The sequence below is a fragment of the Sorangiineae bacterium MSr11954 genome, assembly GCA_037157815.1.
GTDB classification, from domain to species: Bacteria; Myxococcota_A; Polyangia; order Polyangiales; family Polyangiaceae; genus Pendulispora; species Pendulispora albinea.
Genome location: CP089984.1, coordinates 3868326 through 3887697 on the forward strand (window position 1 = coordinate 3868326; position 19372 = coordinate 3887697).

The window sequence follows — 19372 nt, forward strand, 5'->3', positions numbered from 1 at the left end:
GTATTGAATTTGAATGATGATTTGTGTAGACCGCACTTGATATCATAAGAAGCGAACGCCGTTGCTCGAATTCGTCCGTCTGCCACCGCGTGAGTCAGCATGAGGGGAGAGCCTATGAGCCGTTCTCGAATTGTTTTTCGCTCGGGACCACACCGACGTCTCGGACTATCCATCGTGGTCGCCGTCGTCGGCCTCGGATGCAGTGCTCGGAGCGGTGGCAATGGCGATGACCGCGAGCTCGTGCCCGATTGCGCCGCGTACGTCGCTCGTCTCAACCAGTGCATGAACGGCGTTAGCCCGGAGGTGATCGCTCAACGGACGGCCGCAGCTCGCCAAGCGCTCACTCTCGGTGCGAAGGACGACGCCGCACGCGAAAGACGCGCAGTGCAGTGCCGCGCCGCCAATGAACAGCTATCCCACGCGTGCCGCTAAAAGCGCGCGCCTCGTTCGAATAAGCCCTTTCGCCGGAACTCATCGTCGTGAGCCCATCATGAAGATCCTACGCCCTTCCCACTCGCTCGTTTCGATGTTCGCGGTCACGTTGGTCACGACGCTTCTCCTTGGCTCGGTGCCGGTCCACGCGCTCGCGCAGGAGGTTCCCGCGCCCATGTCCACGCAAGAGGAAACCGCACCCGCGCCTGCGATGGCCACCCCCGCCGGAGCGCTCGCGAGCTTTCCGTCGGAAGGACCCCTCAACGGGAACCAGCCCCCCACCACGCTCGATCCTCCCGAGGGTAGCGGTTTCGGCCGAGGCGTGGTCACCGCCGATCCTGCGACGGGAACCGCCCACGCGTCGATTGGGTTCCGACTCCCGAAAGCTCGAGGAAACGCGCAACCGCAACTCGGTCTCTCCTACAGTTCGGACGGCAATGTGGGCGAAGCGGGGTACGGATGGACGTTGGGGCTTCCCCGGATCGAACGTCGAAATCCAGCCAATGGGCCACGATATGCGGATCCCCTGCCAGGAGAACCGATTGATCCGAATGCGGCGGACGAGTTCGACTTTTCAGGGGTGCATATCGTTCCTATTTGCCTCGTTCGCAATGGCCAGTGCACCAACAACGCCGTGCTGCAGCCGGGAGAAACCTTCCCAGCCTGGGCAAATGGGTGGATGTACTATCGGCCGCGGGTCGAAACGAGCTTTGCCAGGCTTTTCTGGTCCGACACCCACCGGACCTGGATATTCCAGGGCCAGGGGATCACGATGGAGTTCGGGGTTCCGCTCGACAGCCCATCCGATGAGCTGGCGGTCGATCGCGATCCAGCCGCCGACGCGGACAACCCTCCCATCTTTCGTTGGAATCTCGTGCGAATGCGAGACGCTCACGGCGCCGCCAACCAAATTCGATATCTTTGGCAAAGGTTTCCCGCACCGGACGAGAGTACCTCCACGGACGGGTTAGGATATCTAACAGATGTATACGATACATCGAAACAAGCAGAAGGCGGCTCCGCGACATTCGCGCATCACACGCGGCTGGCGTATGTTCGTGATCCCTCTCGCGGGACCTTCTCGGAGGTTGCAGTTTGGCGTCGAAGGCCCGTGTGGAGGCTCGACCACCTCGATGTAACCAGCGCTGAGTTTTCGGGAAGTGGACCACGGCGCCTCGTTCGCCGGTATAGTCTTTCCTATCTCTGGCGGGCGCATATGTTCCAAGCGCGATCCATGCTCATGTCCGTGGACGTCTCGCCGTCGTGCGCCATCGAAGAGGACCAGGCCTTCAGGATCCCCGACGACATCGGTGTGTGCGGTGGCGACAAGCGACCCGTTGCGCAAATGACGTACGCGGGCCAAGGGCAAATGGAGCCCGGCATCATTGGCCCGCTACGCGTGGAGCGTGAAATCGAGGATGAAATCTCCTTTTTGGACGTCGACCACAATGGAAGCGCGGATCTGATTCGCAGGCGCCCGAACGGAGAAATGTCGGTAAGAATTCTCGATAAACCGGGGTCGGCAGTGCCCATGACCATCAAGAGCAACGCCATCGAACCAGGGCCTGACTTGCTCTTCAAGAACAACAAGCTGGGCGACTGGCTGCGCATCGGTCAAGTCGATGCGCTTCAGTTGGTGATCGACTCTTACAAGGAGGATCCGAAGTGGGCAGCCTTCTTGGTTCTTCATCAAAACAACAGTTGGAACTGGCGAGGAGGAACTCTTTCGGCAAGAGGGATCCCTGGGTGGTGGGACGGAGTCACCCAGCGCCCGGACGGTAAATACCAAGCTACCTACCTCCCGCTGAGTCAATTCCACGACCTGGACGCCGACGGCTACCTCGATCGCTTCGTCCTCGTGCCCGATGTGATCATTCTGGACACCGGCGGCGGAGGCCACGGTGTCCCGGTGCTCCTCGGCTACAAAGAGCAACACGCATTTTTGACGACTCTGGTACGCGAAGGTGTCGAGCCGTTTGCGCGGGCTACTCCAAGAAAGCCGTTTCAGGAGCCGCCGGGGCTCAATCGCGAGCAGGGCTACGATATCGATGCGAGCCTCATGTTCGATCTCACCAACGACCGCGTACCCGACCTCGTGCTCCACTACTCGAGCGGCGAGGTGGGCAGCGGCGGTTGGCATCTTTGGCGCGGTCTGGGTAATGGCTACGTCGAAAAAGACAGCATTCCCCTGCAAGACTCGGCGATCAACCCCAAAGAGTACCGGCAAGATGTCAACGGAGATCAGGTGGATGATGTCATCGAAGTGCACGACACCGGATTGCCCTCCGAGCGTAGGCTCAGCGTTTACTTCGGCGGTGGAGCTGTTCACCATCAATCGTTTCCGCTGGAGGACGAGACGTATCTTCAGTTCGCCGACCTCGATGGTTCGGGGGTCAACAGCATCATCATGCTGTCGAAGAAGTCGAAGAATACGTACTTCGTGCGGTACAACCATTGGCGCAACGATACGCGTCCGGGATTGTTGCTCAGCCTTTCGAATGGTTTCGGCGCGACGACGAAGCTCTCCTACCGCTCGACCTCGGTCCCCGGCACCTTCATGCCGTTGGCTCATCACTACGTGACGCGAATCGAAACGAGCAGCAATGCCGATGCATCGAGTACGGGCGGACCGTACATCACGGAGTACGACTACACGGATCCCGTGTACGAGAACCTGGAGCGGAGATTCCGAGGGTTCCGCGTTCTCAAGACGATCCAGCACGGAACGGCCGGAGACGAGGTTACGAAGACGGCGTTCTTGATGGGCGACTGCAACGAGCTACACCCTGGCGAATGTTTTCCAGGAGCATCTTATTTTCGCGACAACCCCACGGAGGCGCTCAGCCGCCAGCCGGTGTTGGTCGAGCGGTTCGATGGCACGGGGCGGGCGCTCTCGACAACGCACGCCCAATACCGGCTTCGAACTTTGTATAAGGGCATGGACGGCCGGAGCGTGCGAACCGCCTACGTCGAGCGAAGCGATACGTGGCTCTACGATACGGCGGCACCCGGAGCGCCCGAACATGTGACGCTTCGCGAGGTGGTTGCCGAGAGCCCCGATCACGAGCCGCCAAAGCGTGTCGTCACCTTGGCAGGCGGCCACACAACGCGCATGGCGCACCTCGTTCAAGAGATGGAACGCGACGGATTCGGGCACGTCACCAAGCATACGGACTTCGGCACGGTCGATGGTGGGCCCGACGTGAGCACGGACTCGGCGATCGTTCGGAGCACGGTGTGGGCGCTGCCATCTGGAGACGCGTCACGGTGGAATTGGCGTGCAACCGATGGCTACGCAGGCGATGTCGCGGACCAGCGGCACACACATGTCGATTACGACCAATATGGCAGCACGATTCGCGTTTCGGCAGATCTGAAAGGTACGCTGCAGCTGGTTCGATTTCACGAGGATCCCTCGGCGGAGCTCGCGTCGGATCCCCTGGATGCGTCGCGGGATCGCGTGGGCGTGGTGCTGAGCGAGCTCGAATACGATGCTTACGGCAACCCCGTGCGGGTGAAGGGCGCGAACAACCGGTGCGCCAGCACCGCGTATGACGAGGCTTTTCATCAAATGGCCGTCGCGCAAACCGTCCACACGAATGGATGTGGCAGCACCGGGCTCACCACGATCACGAGCTTCGATCGTGGTCTGGAGGTTCCGACCATGACCATTGCGCCGACCGGGGCGGTGAGCACCCTTTCATACGATGGCTATGGCCGGCCCATCCGCGTATTCCAACCAAATGCAGCGACGAGCATCCTACCGGAGGCTGAGCCCTCGGTAAGGATGACGTATTTCGATGCCGTCGGGGGGCCGTATCGACGGATTCAAGTGGAGATGCGCGACGATGCAGGCGGCGCCGCGCGGTATCGTTCGGCGTGGAGCTACGTCGATCCCTATGGGCTCACCGTCGCGACGGTGGGTGAAGCCGATACGTCGGCGGGCGACCCGGCCCCGCATGTCGTGAGCGGTCAAGCTTTGCGCGATGCTCGCGGGCTCGTGACGGCACGGCTGGAGCCGAGGTTCGACACCGTGGACCCTGCGAGCCCGCTACCTCCTACCGTGAAGCCAGACACGCCGCGCACGCGCGCGACATATGATACGTTCGGACGGCTCGAGCAGTCTTTCGGCCTGGACGGTGCGGCGACGTCGAAGAGCGTGTATCATGCGCTCTCTGTGGACACGTTCGACGCTTCGGATCTCGCAGCGGGAGCGACGCCGCACCCGGCCACGAGCGTCCACGATGGTCACGGACGAACGACTCGCCTGCAGCGGGCGACGTCCTCTAGCGGAATGGCGGACACACTCGTCACGCAGATGATCTATTCGAGCACGGGCGATCTCACGAGCGTGATCCGATCGCACGCCGCGTCGGGCGAAGTGTACGCGCGCCACATGACGTATGACTCGTTTGGACGGTTGGTCCAAAATGACGAGCCAAACACGTCGAAGGATTTTGCCGATCCCACCAAGGTCAAGTCCTGGCGCTATGCCTACAACGATGCCGGCGACGTGGTGGGGACGAGCGACGCGCGCGGATGCGGGCAAAATGCGCAGTTCGACGGGATCGGGCGCTTGCTCGCGAAAATTTATTCACCGTGCTCGAAAACGCATGGCAAGTACGCGAATCGACCTGCGGCGCGCTGGATTTACGATGCGCCGGAAGATGGACAAGCGAGTGATACTGCGAGCTATGCCGGCAAGCTCGCCGCCGTTTACGATCGAGCGCAGCACGTCCAGTACTTCTACGATGGCCGCGGTCGCGCGACGCGGACTCGGAAGCAGATCGCCGTTCCGAACGACGAGCTCGACCCTGTCGTCGCGTACGCGGGGCCTTGGTTCGAAAAGGGATTCGGCTTCGACGATGCCGATCGCGTGATTGCAGAGACGACGGGCGCCAGTATCGACGCCTTGCTCGGCAAGCCCGTGACGGTCGGATCCCTCACGGGACGAAGTGTGGTCACGACGTCCTATTCGGCGCGCGGGCTCCCGGTTCGGGTTGGCGGGAGCTATGGTGAGCTGGTGACGAGCACGGTGGCCGATGCGGATGGTCGAATCAGGTCACGGGCGTTCGGTGACGTGGCGGGGACGATCGCAACGTACGACTACGACGACAAGCGGCTGCTCGCGCAAGCTCGGATTGCGCGGTCGTCGAAGCTGCCTACCGTGCTGCAGGATTTGCAGATCGATCGCTATGATCCCGTAAACAATCCGCTGCGGGTGGGTGACGGGAGGCTCGCCGACGAGTGGCCCGACGGGGCAAAGCCGGTGAGCCGCGTTCTGCAGTATGACGATTTGTATCAGCTCCGCAGAGTGGACTACGCATTCCCGACGACGAGTGGAACTGACAAGCAAGTATCCGTGTTCGCCGCCGAGGCGAAGGCAGGAAACCGGACACCGGTGCCCGAGCAGACGATCCCGGATCGTGTGAAGTGGCAGGTGTTCGACTACGATTGGCAGGGGAATTTGCGCACGTCCGACGACGATGCCCATGCGTTCTTCGACCGGTCGATGGGAAGTGCGAGCTACGGCAGCGCGACGCAGGGCCCGAATCGGATCGTTTCGGCGTCGCTGGGCGAGGGGCGTGCGGACACCATCCATGATGCGGCGGGGAACCTGTCGCGCATGCTAGTGCGGAAGAAGGACGCGCACGGAGATTATATAAGCTTGTTGTTCGCGTACGATTGGGACGAGGTGGGGAGGCTGGTGCGTGCGCGAAGGTTGTCGAAAGCCGAGATTCCGCGTATCGATGTCTTGGGAACGCAAGTCTTGCAGATGGACTTGAGCCGGATCGATCAGGCAGGGGCTGACCTCGGGTACGTGTACGATGCGGGCGGGCAGCGGGTGATCAAGATACACAAGAACCGTTCGACGCAGGCGAGGAGGTATTCTATCGAGGTGTTCGGCTCGTTGCGGCTGAATCGCGCCGTGTATGATGGAGAGGAATACGGTCGAACGGACGAGACCGAGGTGCCGTACTTGGTCTCGAATGGGGTTGCGCTGGGGCGAGTGATTTACAACGTCGATCTGCCAAAGGGAGCGGATGGGAAGATGCAGCACGTCTTCTTCACGCTGACGGATCCGCTGGGCTCGACGAGTGTCGTGATTGACAAGGCGACCGGGGAGCTGGTCGAGCGGGCGACATACTTGGCCTATGGGCAAGCGGAGAGCGATCACCGGCCGGAGCGTTGGGAGTCATTCCGCGAAGATTATCGATTTACGGGTAAGGAAGACGACGTTGGGGTTGGGCTGGCGTACTTCGGCGCACGATTTTATGTGGCCGCGCTGGGGCAGTGGGCGAGCGCCGATCCTCTGACGGTGCATGATCTGGGGAGCGATCTGAATCCGTATGCATTCGTGGCGGGATCGCCGCTACGATACGTGGATCCGAATGGCCTCGACTATTGCGAGGTATGCTGGATCGCAGGTAGCGGATGGAATGGTGGATTGTGGGGATGGGATCCGTTTGGAAGCCCATTGGGGGATGCAATGAAGGCTTTCTGGAACCGAGTCGGGAGTGCCGGTGGCCCGAAGTTCATCGAATTGGGACCGCGGATCCCGCAGATCGAATGGAATGGTGGATACTGGGACTACTCGCAGAAGAAGTCCGTAGAACCTCCGCCACCCGAGCATCCGTTCGCCGCGGATACCGTCGTGGTCACCGTGAGCGCGATCTGGATCACGTTGAAGGAGAGCATTGGCTGCGGTGAATTCACGAGATGCGGGCACCTCCGACGGTTCCAACCCAAAATGTACGAGAAGGCGGAGATGCTGTTGGCGGCGGGCCTCGCCGCGTTGGAGGCGTTCAGTCGAGCGCCGACGGTGCTGCCACCGGGCTCCGGCGGTCTCGTGCCCGCGGGCGCTCCCGGAGTCGTACCCGGAGCTGTTCCGGGTGCCGCTCCGGGTGTGATACCATTGGTTCCACCTGCGGATTTTGCTGCAAAGGGGGCCTCCACGCCGACGGGGGCGAAAGGTCAGAACATGAACGTTCCTGCTCCCGCAGGTCAGAAAGCCGCCAACTCACCCACAACTATCGGCGGCCGAGAGTTTTCAGCTCATGCACTTGACCGAATGCAGGGTCAAGGAATAACCCCAAGCGCGGTAGAGAGCGCGATCAGCTACGGGGGCTCACCTGGTAAGATGCCGGGCACCACGGCATCCTACGACCCCGTCAACAATATTAGCGTGATCACCAATACTGCAAGCGGCCGCGTAGTAACGGTCGATTACGGACTCATCAGACAATGAGGTCTTGCATGCCTTCCGAACGTGAAATTCGACAATATGCGCTAATGAAAGACAAGCTGCTGGAGTTTAATGATGGCAAATTGCCGCTGTCTAATTTGATAGACAGTCTTCGAGCCCTTCTTGATAATGTCGAAGAGGTGTCCTCTCAATGGAGAGAGAGCTTCGGCCAACACTGGTGGACTCTTGAACAGGTTTACGCGGTCGCGCTTGATCGAGGCAATCTGGAAGCTCTGCCAATAGAGAGCAAAGTTCTAGTAGCCGAAGCAGTTACTGAACTGAGAAGGCTGGTCGATGAGGTTTTGCCGCAGTCGTAACTGATCTTTGCTGGAAAGGGGGCGAATCGGCTTGCCCCGGATCCTAATGCATCCGGCGCGCATTCGACATTCAAACGCGGTCCGGATGGAAAGGTAAGCAACCACGCTGAGTACGAGCCGAACCCGAGGAATCCGTCCGGCTTTCAAGAAGTAAAGCGCGTCGATGTCACCGGCGGGGCACATCGAAACCCTGACGGAACAGTCATCGACACCCCCCACGTGCACGAGGCTGGCGGCCGCGGAGTTCGACCGGCGACGCCAGAGGAGATCCCGCGATGAAGACGCATGAGCCGAGTGAGACGGATTTACTGACGCGGCTGGAAAAATGGTACTTGAACGAGTGCAATGAAGATTGGGAGCACTCGTTCGGAGTGAAAATCGATACTCTCGACAATCCTGGATGGAGAGTGACGATCGATTTGTCGGATACGCGTTGGGCTGACTTGGAAATTGTGAAGCAGATCGACGAGCGTACGGAACGGGACTGGATCCAGATCGAGGTTACCAAGGCTCAATTCGTTGGTTGCGGAGGTCCCCGCAACCTTCGCGAGATCCTCTCGCGATTTTTTTCCATTGTTGAATCTGGTGAGCACGAGGTGAATTCTTAGGCCTTTCGGGCGAGACATGGATTTTTCGCTGGAAAGGGGCTATCGGGGCAAACGCGGGCGCAGCAGCAAAAGAGTCTCGACTCTCTCCGCGGGAGACTGGCAGAGCACGAACAGAAGCTCGAAGCATACAAGCAGAACCCGGACGCGTTCGACAACCAGGGCTTCTTGAAGAACGCGCCGTCGGATGCTGTGCGGCAACAGATCATTCAAGGTCGAAAAACGCATCTAGAAAATGAGATTCGGAATTTTCAAAACCAAATCAGTGAACTCGAAGGGCTGCTGCGATGAAAGTTGAAATATCGAAATTGCGAGTGGCTGTCGAGAAACTCCTGGAGCATCTGGAGCAGACGGGCCATGAGGTTGCTGAGATTCCGGTAGACTTTTATTGGAACGTTCCTTCTGAAAATATGTATGATGCATACGAAAAACCAAGCGAGCTGACCCTGGGCCAACTTTCCGATGACTGGAACGAGATCCAGAAAATCGCGGATGGCCGGTCGGAGCCGGTCAATTATGCGCTTGTTTGGGCGGCGGCGGTGCTGCGGAGGCTCGGCGAGCAGTCGAAGGGTTAGCGAAGCACGGAGTCCACACACCGATCGGTGTGTGGACAGCCGTTGGTCTGGTGCGGGCGCGGGGGTTGCCCGCGCGGTGTGGCGCGTGCAGTAAGCCCCTTGCAGGTTGCATGGCTGCGTGAGGTCGTTGCGGATGCACGATGGCGAGCCTCGGTCACGACCCGCTCGAGGGGCATCTGTACGTGTGTAACCGTACGGGCAAAGACGCCGTGCGGGGCGGTCGCGTTTGATGTTCATTGCGCGCATGGCGAGACATGATGCGAACTGGTGGGCTGAGCGGATCAAGGAGCTGGCGCAAAGCGGCGACGCGGCGGGGATCGCCCGCCGACACAGCGTCAGGGAGCGGACGTTGATCTGGTGGCGATCCGAGCTTGAGCGGCGCGCGCGCACAGCAGGCCCCACGCGCCTGCTGCCCGTCGTCGTGACACGACCTGCGACGGTGGAGCGCGATATCGAGCTTGTCGTCGAAGCCGGACCGGCACGCATCACGATGCGTGGAGCGATTACGGCCGAGCATCTTGCGGCGCTGGTGGCCGCCGCGGCGCGCGCGTGTTGAGTCTCGGGCCCGGCATCGAGATCGTCCTCGCGAGTGCGCCCGTCGACCTTCGGCGCGGACACGATGGCCTCGTGACGCTCGTGCAGTCTTTGTGGAAGACCGACCCGTACAGTGGCACCCTCTTCGTGTTTCTTGGTCGCCGCATGGATCGCGTGAAGATCCTCTTCTTCAGCGCGGGCGGCTTCGTTGTCTATTACAAAAGGCTCGAATCTGGGCGCTTCACGCTGCCGCGGATCCCTGAAGGGGCCTCATGCATCGACCTCGACGCGACGTCGCTCACCATGCTGCTCGATGGTGTCGATCTTCGTCTCGTTCGACGCACACCGATGTGGAAACCCGCGAAGACGACCGCCGAAGCGAAAAAGGGGATCGACATTCGGCGGAGTGCATGATCAAAGCTGTTTATTGGTCCCTCCTCCCGACAACGACGAACACGGTTCCTGCGCTTGGCGCGAGTACGCGCAGTACCTCGAACAGGAGGGTGCGCGGGCGCAAGCTCGAATGGATATCATGCAGGCCGAGCTCGAGGTGCTCAAACGCGCCTTCGCCAGGCGTACCGAGAAGATGGGCAAGATGCCCAAGATCGCGCGGCCACCGAGGACGCCAGCGGAGATCGCCGAGCGCCGCACGGAGCAGGCTTTGCTTCGCGCGGAACACATCGTCACAGAAGAGAAGACGGAGCCCGTGCCCGAGACGCTGAAGAAGTGTCATCTTTGCGGCGGCACGAATTTTCGCAGCGTCGGCACCGGCAAGCCATCCGAGGTTTACTCGTACGTCCCGGGCTACTTCCGACGTGTTGTGCACACGCGCGAGGTCGTCGCGTGTCGATGCGGTGGATGCGTCATTACCGCGCCGCCGCCGGAGCGTTGGTCGGACAAGACGCGGTACGATTCGAGCTTCGTTGCGCACCTCGTCGTCTCGAAGTGCCTTGTCGTCACGCCGCTTTATCGTCTCGAGCAGTCGTTCGCGCGGCTCGGTATGCCCATCGCACGAAGCACGATGAATGACTTGTTCCGGCGTGCGGCGCAAAAGCTCGAGCCCCGCCGAGCCCCGCTCTTCGACGTCATCAAGAAGGACTTCCTCGTCCATGTCGACGAGACGTCGTTTACGCTGACGAAGCAAACCTCGAAGGCGTTTATCTGGGCCTTTGTTGGCAAGCGCCTCACGGGATATCGCTTTGAGCTCACGCGTGGTGGCGATGCTCCACTCGAGGTCCTCGGTGATTCGCCTGGCGCATTTCTGTGCGACGATTATCGTGGATATGACCCGCTCGAGAAGCGAGGACTCCGTCAGCGATGTGGCTGTCTCGCTCACGTTCGTCGGAAATTTTTCGAGGCCGGGGAGGTGCCCGAAGCGAAGGAAGCACTCGACCTCATCGCCGGAATGTACGGTGTCGAGCACGAGGCAGAGCATCGCGCGTTTCTTGGCACGGCCGAGCATCTCGCGCTGCGGCGCACCTATGCACGGCCTCTATTTGTGCGATTACTTCTGCTTTCTCGCGAACTTCGTCGTGCACACGGACCGAAGACGTTGCTCGGTCGTGCCGCGCACTATGTATGGCGCAACCTGCGCCCGCTCGGCCGTTTTCTCCGCGATCCGCGCATCCGCCTGGACAATAACTTGGCAGAAAATGCCCTTAGGCTCGTCGCTCTTGGCCGGAAAAATTTTCTATTTGTCCACAGCGAGGACGCCGGTAAGGAACTCGCACTGCTCTACTCACTGGTCGTCTCGTGCACACGCGTTGCCATCAATCCCGTTGAGTACATCGCGGACGTTCTCGAACGCATCGACAAGACCGCCGACGACAATCTCTCGAACCTCCTGCCCGATCGCTGGAAACCACACGCGATCGCATCACCCTCGACGTTTTTCGACGCTTAGACCATCGCGGATCGAACGGAACCCCGTTCAGGCCGTTCGCCGTACGGTTACGTACGTGTTTCTGAATCGACGCGGTCATCAGGTCCAAATGACCTTTTGGGACCGCAGCGGATACTGCATCGTCAAAAAGCGTTTGGAGGCTGGCACATTTCGCCTTGTTCGGGCGGCGTCCGGCGAAGCGACTCATGTCGAGATCGATGCGGCGGAGCTTGCGCTCATGCTCGAGGGGATCGAGCTTCGTGGTGCAACACGGCGTAAGCGCTTTCGTTGCCAAGCGAAGGAAGACAAAAAGAAGAACAAGAGGAGACGCCAGGATCGCACGACCGTGGCCAACGGCGTCGAGCGGATCGTGCATCCCCCACGGTGTGTCGAAGGCGAAGAGCGCATGTGTCCCGAGTGCGGTGGGGAGAAAGACACCTTTGGGTTTGTCGAGCACCAGCGCATCGAAATCGTGCCCGCGAAGGCCCGCGGCGGGGCGGTGGTTGCGCGATGACGAACGAGGGGCCGCGAGCTCGAGGACGCGATACCCGTCCGGTTTTCAAGAGGTAAAGCGCGTCGACGTCACCGGCGGGGCACATCGAAACCCGGATGGAACAGTCGTCGACACCCCCACGTACACGAGGCTGGCGGCCGCGGAGTTCGACCGGCAACGCCAGAGGAGATCCCGCGATGAAGACGCATCAACCGAGTGAGACGGATTTACTGGCACGACTGGAAGACTGGTACTTGAACGAGTGCAATGGAGACTGGGAGCACTCGTTCGGAGTGAAGCTCGATACTCTTGACAATCCTGGATGGCGGGTAACGGTCGACCTGTCGGATACGCGTTGGGCTCACCTGGAAATTGCGAAGCAGATCGACGGGCGTACAGAACGTGACTGGATCCAGTTCGAGGTTACCAAGGCTCAGTTCGTTGGTTGCGGTGGTCCCCGGAACCTTCGCGAGATCCTATCGAGATTTTTTTCCATTGTTGATTCTGTTGGGCGCGAGGTGAATTCTTAGCACTACTGCGCCGAAAAGTTGGCCGTCGCCAAGGAACCGTGCGGGCGGGATAGTATGGGGTACGAAATGGATGCCGGTGCGCAGGAGCGACTGGAGGGATACTTCGCTTCAGTCGGTGAGGCCCTGAGCAACAAAACACGGCGTTCGTCGTTCGCCGTGTATGCGCTGGGACTGCTCAGCAGTGCGGAACGCAAAAGTGCGGAACCGATCGCGGCGACGACGGGTGCGCCAAAGCGCTCCAGGTGCTCGAGACGACGGACTCCGAAGGCGTCGACGACGACGAGTAGGGCGACGACGAGCCGACATCGCCGCGCAACAATCGTCGCCCTTGCACAGGTGCCCCCGCCAGCTGGCCGGCGTGACCTCCGGGCGAGCGCCCGCGCGAACGGCGGGATCCCATCGAACATCCGCGCAGCGCGACCTTGCGATCACGGCGTTGAAAGACGAAGACACCGAATCTGGGCGCATCGGCATCGGTCCATGAATTGCTTCCCAAGAGAGCGTGAGGCTTGTCCGTACGCTTATCTTTCTTCCCAGTATCCTACTTTGCATCGCGCTGGGATGCTCGAAGGATGACTGCAAGATGGTCCATGAGGAAATGCCCGTTCACCCTTCGCGGCTCGGTGAGCCATGCGCGGTCGATGCCGATTGCGCTTCGGGCTCGTCGTGCTCCGAGGCCTTCCCGGGGATCGGATCCGCGCTGCAGACGCACGCCTGCACCCTCGATTGCGCGCGCGCCCCGTGCCCGGAAGGATCGACCTGCGTCGACCTGAGCTTCGTGCGCCGCGATCCCCCAGGCTCGCCCCGGCAGATGGCCTGCCTCCCGTCCTGTACGACGGACGCCGATTGCCTCGGCTCCGCGCGAGCAGGCAAGTGCCGTAACGTGGGACACGACGTCGACGGTGGGTACGTGCCCGGCTCGATCTGCGATCCGCTCGAGTGCCATCGCCGCGGGGAGTGCCCCTCGGGCTATGCGTGCACGAAATATTTCGCCGATGCGTGCACGGTCGACGATACGGGCGATATCGTGCCCGGCGGCTGGTGCCAAAAGCGCCCTTGAAGAGCAAACGCCGGCGCCGTTATTCAATGGGTTTGCGCGTCACCCAAATTTGAATGCGCGCCACGAACACCTCTTTGCCCTCGGGATCGGTCACATGAACGGGGACCACGATGTCTTGCTTCTCGAGGAGCGGATTGGGAAGATCCAAGGTCGCGGTGGCCTGCATACGGCCTTTGGCCTTGGCGAGGTATTCGGTCTGCATGCCCTTGGGGATCCAGCGGTGTGTGGATGGGACGGTCACCTCGGCCACCGCGCCCATGGATAGCTCGGCCAGGTTGCAGAGGGCGATGGCGTGGACGGTGCCGAGGTGGTTTCGGACCCTGCGGCGATCGTCCATGTGCACGCGGACCTCGCCCGGGCGGACGGAGTCGACGACGGCCGGGATGCTTCGAAAATAGGGCGCGGCGATTTTGAAGCTCTCCGAGAAGATGCGCTTGCCGAGCGGCAATGGCTCGAGCATGCGATAGAAACGAAGAATGCGCGGGACGTCGGTTGCAGTGGACATCCCCCGAGCTTACCAGGAAGCTGTCGTCATGACGGAAGCCTCCCTGCTCAACGTGTTCAAGTCGGCTGTCGGCTCCAACATCGACGGCTTTTCGACCGTGCGCGTGTCCGAAGAGGGCGAGCTCGCCCATGTCACCTTGTCACGACCGGAGAAGCACAACGGCATCGATTTTCGCATGCTGAAGGAGCTCATCGCGGTGGCCGAGTCGCTCCGGCACAAGCGTGGAATCCGCGCGGTCATCCTTCGCGGCGAGGGGCCCTCGTTCTGTGCGGGGCTCGATTTCAAATCGGTTCTCGCCGATCCGGTGCAGGCGGCTTTGGGCTTTGCGCGATTGTGGTCGCCGACCACCAATGTGTTTCAGCGCATGAGCCTCGCATGGCGCGACATCCCGGTCCCCGTGCTGGCCGTGGTGCATGGATCGTGTTTCGGCGGCGGGCTGCAATTGGCGCTCGGCGCCGATTTTCGGTTCGCGACCCCCGACGCCAAGCTCTCGGTGATGGAGGCGAAGTGGGGGCTCATTCCAGACATGGGCGGGACGGTCACCCTGCGCGAGCTCGTCCCCATCGACGTGGCCAAGGAGCTGGCGATGACCGGTCGAATCGTGAGCGGCATCGAGGCCAAGGCCCTCGGCCTCGTCACCCACATCAGCGACGACCCACTCGAGGACGCCAAGAAGCTCGCGGCCGAAATTGCCACCCGCTCGCCCGACTCCGTCGCCGCCGCGAAATCTTTGTTGCATCGTGCATGGAGCGGCGCCCAAGACGTGGCGCTCTCCTGGGAGCGCCGGTTTCAGCGCCGCTTGCTGGGCTCCAAGAACCAGCGCATCGCCCTGAAGGCCAGCTTGGAGAAGCAGACCATCGCCTTCTCACCCCGAAAATGGCGGGGGTGACCGAGCCCGTGCGCGGAAGGCTCTACACTTTTGACCCATCCGGCACCAGATTCGACGGTTCAGGATGGATGAGCGCCGCAAGGGGGTTTTGTTCGGTCTTTCCGCTTACTTCATGTGGGGCTTTTTTCCGCTCTACTGGCCGCTTCTAAAGCCGGCCGGGGCGGTGGAAATCCTCGCCCATCGGATCTCGTGGTCCCTGGTGGTGATGGCGCTCTTGGTGATGCGCGCTCACAAGGGGAGCTTCCGATGGCTCCGCGAGCTCGGCGGCCGCCGCTTTGGTCTGCTCGTCCTTGCGGCCGGTTTGATCTCGGCCAATTGGGCCATTTACATCTGGGCGGTGAACCACCAGCACGTGGTCGAAACCTCGCTGGGCTATTTCATGACCCCCTTGCTCTCCGTGATCCTGGGCACCCTCTTTCTGGGGGAGCGCCTGCGGCGGGTGCAGTGGCTGGCGATTGGAATCGCCGCGTGTGCGGTGGTCGTCCTAACGGTCGCGTACGGGCAGCTGCCTTGGATCGCGCTCGGGCTCGCGCTCTCGTTCGGGCTCTACGGCTTCATCAAGAAGAAGGCCGGTGTAGGCGCGCTCGAGAGCCTGGCGGTGGAGACGGGGCTGCTCGTGTTGCCCGCGGTCGCGTACCTGCTCGTCCTTCAAGGGCAGGGGACGGCGATGTTTGGACATGTCTCGCGCGGCAAGGATTTGCTCCTCGCGGCCAGCGGGGTGCTCACCGCCATTCCGCTCCTCTGCTTCGGGGCCGCCGCCAACCGGATCCCGCTGGCGACCATCGGGCTCCTTCAATACTCGTCGCCCATCCTCCAGTTCCTTTGCGGAGTGCTCATCTTCCGCGAAGATATGCCCGCATCGCGATGGGCCGGCTTTGCGCTGGTGTGGATTGGGCTGGGCGTGTTCACCCTCGACTCGGTCCTCGCGCGCCGCCGTGCGTCGCGCTGCACGGGCGCGGCGTTGTCGGGCAGCGCGGCAAAAGCCTGAAGACCGAAGTCCCTCGACTTTCATCCTCGGAGGGGCGAAAGTCGAAGGCCGAGGTCGACCATGTTCGTGCAGCCGCTTACGCCGGTCGCTGACTCGCTCGCGCTGTCGGCGCTGATCGCGCTCTTGCCGCTGGTGCTCCTGTTCATTCTCTTGGGCGGCATCCGCGTGGCCGCCCATCGCGCCGCGCTCGTGGCGCTCGGTCTGGCGCTGGTGGTGGCCATTGCCTTCTTCCACATGCCGGCCGCGCAGGCGCTTTCGAGCGCGGCGCAAGGCGTGGTGTTCGGGTTGTTCCCGATCCTCTGGATCGTGATCAACGCGCTCTGGATCTACCACATGACCGTGCACACGGGTCACTTCGACGTGCTGCGTCGTTCGTTCAGCCGCATCTCGGACGATCCGCGCATTCAAGGTGTGATCGTCGCGTTCTGTTTCGGCGGCCTGATCGAAGCGCTCGCCGGCTTCGGCGCGCCGGTGGCCATTTCGTCCATCATGCTGGTGGCGCTGGGGTTTCCACCCGTGCGCGCCGCCGTGGTGGCGCTGGTGGCCAACACCGCGCCGGTTGCATTTGGCGCCATGGGGGTGCCGGTGATCACCTTGGCCAAGGTCACCGCGCTGCCCCTCGCGCCGCTCTCGGCCACCGTCGGACGGCAAACGCCGCTCTTGGCGGTGGTGGTTCCGCTGGTGCTGGTGGCGCTCATCGATGGAAAGCGCGGCGTGCGCGAGACCTGGTTTCCCGCGCTGCTCTCGGGGATCGCCTTTGCCGTGGGGCAGTTCTTTACGTCCAACTATCTGTCGACCGAGCTGACGGACATCGTGGCCTCGTTGGCCGGCGCGCTGGTGCTGATCGCCCTGCCGCGCAAGAAGATCGATCCCGCGATTCGAAGCGAGGTGCTCTCCGGCGCCTCGGACGACAGTATGGGTGACACCTCGCGCGACGACGACGAGGTCGACGCCACCGCCGACGTCGTGCGCGCCTATGCGCCGTATGCGGTGATCATCCTCGTCTTTGCGCTCGCGCAGCTCCCTGCGCTCAAGGCGGTTCTTTCCCAGGGCACCGTGAGCTTTCCATGGCCGCTCCTCGATGTGATCACCGCCAGCGGCAAGCGCGCGTCGGGGAACGTCTTCAGCGTGCCGCTGATCGCAACGGGGGGAACGCTGGTGGCGCTGTCGGGCATCGCCACCGCGGTCATTCTTCGCATCCCCGCGGGCAAGGCGCTCGCCGAGTGGGGATCGACCGTTCATAAAATTCGCTTTCCCATCCTGACCGTGACGAGTGTGTTGGCACTTGCATACGTGATGAACCTCTCAGGTCAGACGACCACGATTGGCTCGTGGGTGGCGGGGACCGGCCGAGGGCTCGCGTTTTTGTCGCCCGTGCTCGGGTGGTTCGGCGTTGCGGTATCGGGCTCCGACACCTCGTCGAACGCGCTGTTCGGCGCCCTTCAAGCGACGGCGGCGCAGCAGGCGGGGCTCTCGCCGGTCCTGCTCTCGGCGGCCAACAGCTCCGGCGGTGTGCTCGGAAAAATGATCTCGCCGCAGAACCTCACCATCGCCTGTGCCTCCGCCAAAATGGTCGGGCAAGAAGGTGCGCTCTTGCGCAAGGTGCTGCCGTGGAGCCTCGGCTTGCTCGCGATCATGTGCGTGATCGTCGTCTTGCAGAGCACGCCCGTGCTGGGGTGGATGCTCCCTTGAGCCGAGTCGGTCGGGTGGCCGAGAACGGGTGTCGATCGTAGCGAGGGGGACGGGGTCGATGGAGGTAAAAGAGATCGATATTTCGCGACCTTCGTCGAACACCGCATGACCCACGTTTTGGAGAACTCCGCTATGCGTCTTGCTTGCCGTCTCGCATTTTTGGGCCTCGCTGCATCGGTTGCACACTGCAACAATTCGACCCCGCCGCCGCCCGAGCCCCAAACGCCTTCACCCAGCAGCAGCACCGGCAGCGCCTCCGAGACCGTTCAAACGACCCCACCTGCCAACGCGAGCGCCATGCCCCCAACGGATCCCACGCCCGGCACCCACGACCCGGCGCCCGCCGCCACCGGCGATGCGCTCGCCCGCCTGGCCAAGGACAGCAACGCCTTCGGCTTCGATTTGTACCAGCGGGTGCGCGCGCAGAAGGGCAACCTGGTCGTCTCGCCGGCGAGCATCACCACCGCGCTTTCCATGGCGTGGGGCGGCGCCAAAGGGGACACGGCGGACCAGATGAAGAAGGCGCTGCACTTCGATGGAACGCAGACCGAGGTGATGCAGGCCGCCGGCAAGCTCTCGAGCAGCCTCACCGATCCGAGCCGCCCCATCAAGTTCCGCATCGCCAACCGCCTCTTCGGCGAGAAGACGTACAAGTTCGAGCCCGCGTACCTCGAGACCACCAAGGTGAATTACGGCGCGCCGCTCGAGGCGGTCGACTTCATCAAGGGCTTCGAGCCCGCGCGGGCGCGCATCAACGGGTGGGTCGAGGATCAGACCGAGAAGCGCATCAAGAATTTGATCCCGCCCAACGCGCTCACCAAAGATACGCGGCTGGTGCTGGTCAATGCCATTTACTTCCTCGGTGATTGGCAATCCCCGTTCGACAAAGAGTCGACCAAGCCGGGGCCGTTTCAGCTCACCGCCACCTCGAAGAAAGACGTGCCCACCATGCACAACGAGCTGCATGTGCGCTACGCCGAGCAGAACGGCGTGAAGGCGGTGGAGCTCCCGTACAAGGGAAACAACATGTCGATGCTGGTCGTCGTGCCCGACAAGGTGGATGGCCTCGAGCCGGTGGAGAAGTCGCTCGACAACGCCAAGCTCGATGGGCTGGTCTCCGCGCTCAAGTCGGAGACCGTGAACGTGTCGCTCCCGAAGTTCGAAATCAACCCGGCCGAGTCGCTCTCGCTGGGCGATCGCCTGAAGGAAATGGGCATGGTGCTCGCCTTCGATCGCACGCGCGCCGACTTCACCGGCATGGCCAACCCGCCGAGCCCCGAGGATCGTCTTTACATCTCCAAGGTCTTCCACAAGGCCTTTATCCGCGTGGACGAGAAGGGCACCGAGGCCGCCGCCGCCACCGCGACCGTGATGATGCGCGCCACCTCGATGCCGCTGAAGGTGGTCTCGTTCAAGGCCGATCATCCGTTCTTGTTCTTCATTCGCGACAACGCGACGGGGATGATCCTCTTCAGCGGCCGCGTAGCCGATCCGTCCGCGAAGTGAGCCGTGAAACGCGCTGCCGGAACGAAGGTTCGGTAGCGCGTAGCCTCGCGCGAAGGGGCGAGGGGAGAAAGTTGGCGCGCCCCGCGTACCAGGATTCGCGTGGCATCGAATTCCGATA

Annotated in this window: 14 protein-coding genes; 13 read left to right on the plus strand and 1 reads right to left on the minus strand. The window is 61.9% G+C overall.

What is annotated here, in order from left to right:
- Positions 1–490: 490 nt before the first annotated feature.
- The 9 genes from LZC94_15390 to LZC94_15430 all read left to right on the plus strand — a co-directional run bounded on the left by LZC94_15390 (position 491) and on the right by LZC94_15430 (position 13674).
- Positions 491–7681 (plus strand): hypothetical protein, encoded by a 7191-nt coding sequence (locus LZC94_15390; protein WXB18611.1) that lies wholly within the window; start codon positions 491–493, stop codon positions 7679–7681.
- Positions 7682–7689: 8 nt separating this feature from the next.
- Entirely contained in the window at positions 7690–7995 is a 306-nt protein-coding gene (locus tag LZC94_15395) for a hypothetical protein (GenBank protein ID WXB18612.1), read from the plus strand.
- A gap of 275 nt (positions 7996–8270) precedes the next feature.
- Positions 8271–8603: an immunity 53 family protein gene (locus LZC94_15400; GenBank protein WXB18613.1), complete on the plus strand. Its 333-nt coding sequence runs from the start codon at positions 8271–8273 to the stop codon at positions 8601–8603.
- Positions 8604–8887: 284 nt separating this feature from the next.
- Positions 8888–9175, plus strand: a complete 288-nt coding sequence (locus tag LZC94_15405) for a hypothetical protein (GenBank protein ID WXB18614.1) — start codon at positions 8888–8890, stop codon at positions 9173–9175.
- 226 nt (positions 9176–9401) lie between these two features.
- Entirely contained in the window at positions 9402–9731 is a 330-nt protein-coding gene (locus LZC94_15410; protein ID WXB18615.1) for a hypothetical protein, read from the plus strand.
- A complete protein-coding gene (gene tnpB / locus LZC94_15415) occupies positions 9725–10123 on the plus strand; it encodes an IS66 family insertion sequence element accessory protein TnpB (protein ID WXB18616.1) in 399 nt (132 codons plus the stop codon). Before LZC94_15410 ends, tnpB begins: the two co-directional genes overlap by 7 nt.
- 118 nt (positions 10124–10241) lie before the next feature.
- Positions 10242–11612 carry an IS66 family transposase gene (locus LZC94_15420; GenBank protein WXB18617.1) on the plus strand — a complete coding sequence of 457 codons (1371 nt, stop codon included), beginning with the start codon at positions 10242–10244 and terminating at the stop codon, positions 11610–11612.
- Between the two features lie 669 nt (positions 11613–12281).
- On the plus strand, positions 12282–12614 hold the full coding sequence (locus LZC94_15425) for an immunity 53 family protein (GenBank protein WXB18618.1): 333 nt from the start codon (positions 12282–12284) through the stop codon (positions 12612–12614).
- Positions 12615–13197: 583 nt separating this feature from the next.
- Positions 13198–13674: a hypothetical protein gene (locus tag LZC94_15430; protein WXB18619.1), complete on the plus strand. Its 477-nt coding sequence runs from the start codon at positions 13198–13200 to the stop codon at positions 13672–13674.
- Positions 13675–13693: 19 nt separating this feature from the next.
- On the opposite strand, the gene LZC94_15435 is transcribed toward LZC94_15430, so the two are convergent.
- A complete protein-coding gene (locus tag LZC94_15435) occupies positions 13694–14179 on the minus strand; it encodes a DUF4442 domain-containing protein (protein ID WXB18620.1) in 486 nt (161 codons plus the stop codon).
- Between the two features lie 28 nt (positions 14180–14207).
- Between LZC94_15435 and LZC94_15440 the strand changes: the two genes are divergently transcribed.
- From LZC94_15440 to LZC94_15455, 4 genes are all read left to right on the plus strand, one after another.
- The gene (locus LZC94_15440) at positions 14208–15068 is read left to right on the plus strand and encodes a crotonase/enoyl-CoA hydratase family protein (protein WXB18621.1); all 861 of its coding nucleotides are present in this window, start codon (positions 14208–14210) and stop codon (positions 15066–15068) included.
- 64 nt (positions 15069–15132) lie between these two features.
- On the plus strand, positions 15133–16056 hold the full coding sequence (gene rarD, locus LZC94_15445; protein WXB18622.1) for an EamA family transporter RarD: 924 nt from the start codon (positions 15133–15135) through the stop codon (positions 16054–16056).
- 60 nt (positions 16057–16116) lie between these two features.
- Positions 16117–17748, plus strand: a complete 1632-nt coding sequence (locus LZC94_15450) for an L-lactate permease (protein WXB18623.1) — start codon at positions 16117–16119, stop codon at positions 17746–17748.
- Positions 17749–17880: 132 nt separating this feature from the next.
- Complete coding sequence (locus LZC94_15455; protein ID WXB18624.1) at positions 17881–19254, plus strand: serpin family protein; 1374 nt, start codon at positions 17881–17883, stop codon at positions 19252–19254.
- Positions 19255–19372: the final 118 nt, after the last annotated feature.

Coding starts and splice junctions, on each gene's coding strand:
- LZC94_15430 (WXB18619.1), top strand. CDS start 13,198: ATGGTCCATGAGGAAATGCCCGTTCACCCTTCGCGGCTCGGTGAGCCA.
- LZC94_15440 (WXB18621.1), top strand. CDS start 14,208: ATGACGGAAGCCTCCCTGCTCAACGTGTTCAAGTCGGCTGTCGGCTCC.
- LZC94_15455 (WXB18624.1), top strand. CDS start 17,881: ATGCGTCTTGCTTGCCGTCTCGCATTTTTGGGCCTCGCTGCATCGGTT.
- LZC94_15425 (WXB18618.1), top strand. CDS start 12,282: ATGAAGACGCATCAACCGAGTGAGACGGATTTACTGGCACGACTGGAA.
- LZC94_15405 (WXB18614.1), top strand. CDS start 8,888: ATGAAAGTTGAAATATCGAAATTGCGAGTGGCTGTCGAGAAACTCCTG.
- LZC94_15435 (WXB18620.1), bottom strand. CDS start 14,179: ATGTCCACTGCAACCGACGTCCCGCGCATTCTTCGTTTCTATCGCATG.
- rarD (WXB18622.1), top strand. CDS start 15,133: ATGGATGAGCGCCGCAAGGGGGTTTTGTTCGGTCTTTCCGCTTACTTC.
- LZC94_15390 (WXB18611.1), top strand. CDS start 491: ATGAAGATCCTACGCCCTTCCCACTCGCTCGTTTCGATGTTCGCGGTC.
- LZC94_15400 (WXB18613.1), top strand. CDS start 8,271: ATGAAGACGCATGAGCCGAGTGAGACGGATTTACTGACGCGGCTGGAA.
- LZC94_15450 (WXB18623.1), top strand. CDS start 16,117: ATGTTCGTGCAGCCGCTTACGCCGGTCGCTGACTCGCTCGCGCTGTCG.
- LZC94_15395 (WXB18612.1), top strand. CDS start 7,690: ATGCCTTCCGAACGTGAAATTCGACAATATGCGCTAATGAAAGACAAG.
- LZC94_15420 (WXB18617.1), top strand. CDS start 10,242: ATGCAGGCCGAGCTCGAGGTGCTCAAACGCGCCTTCGCCAGGCGTACC.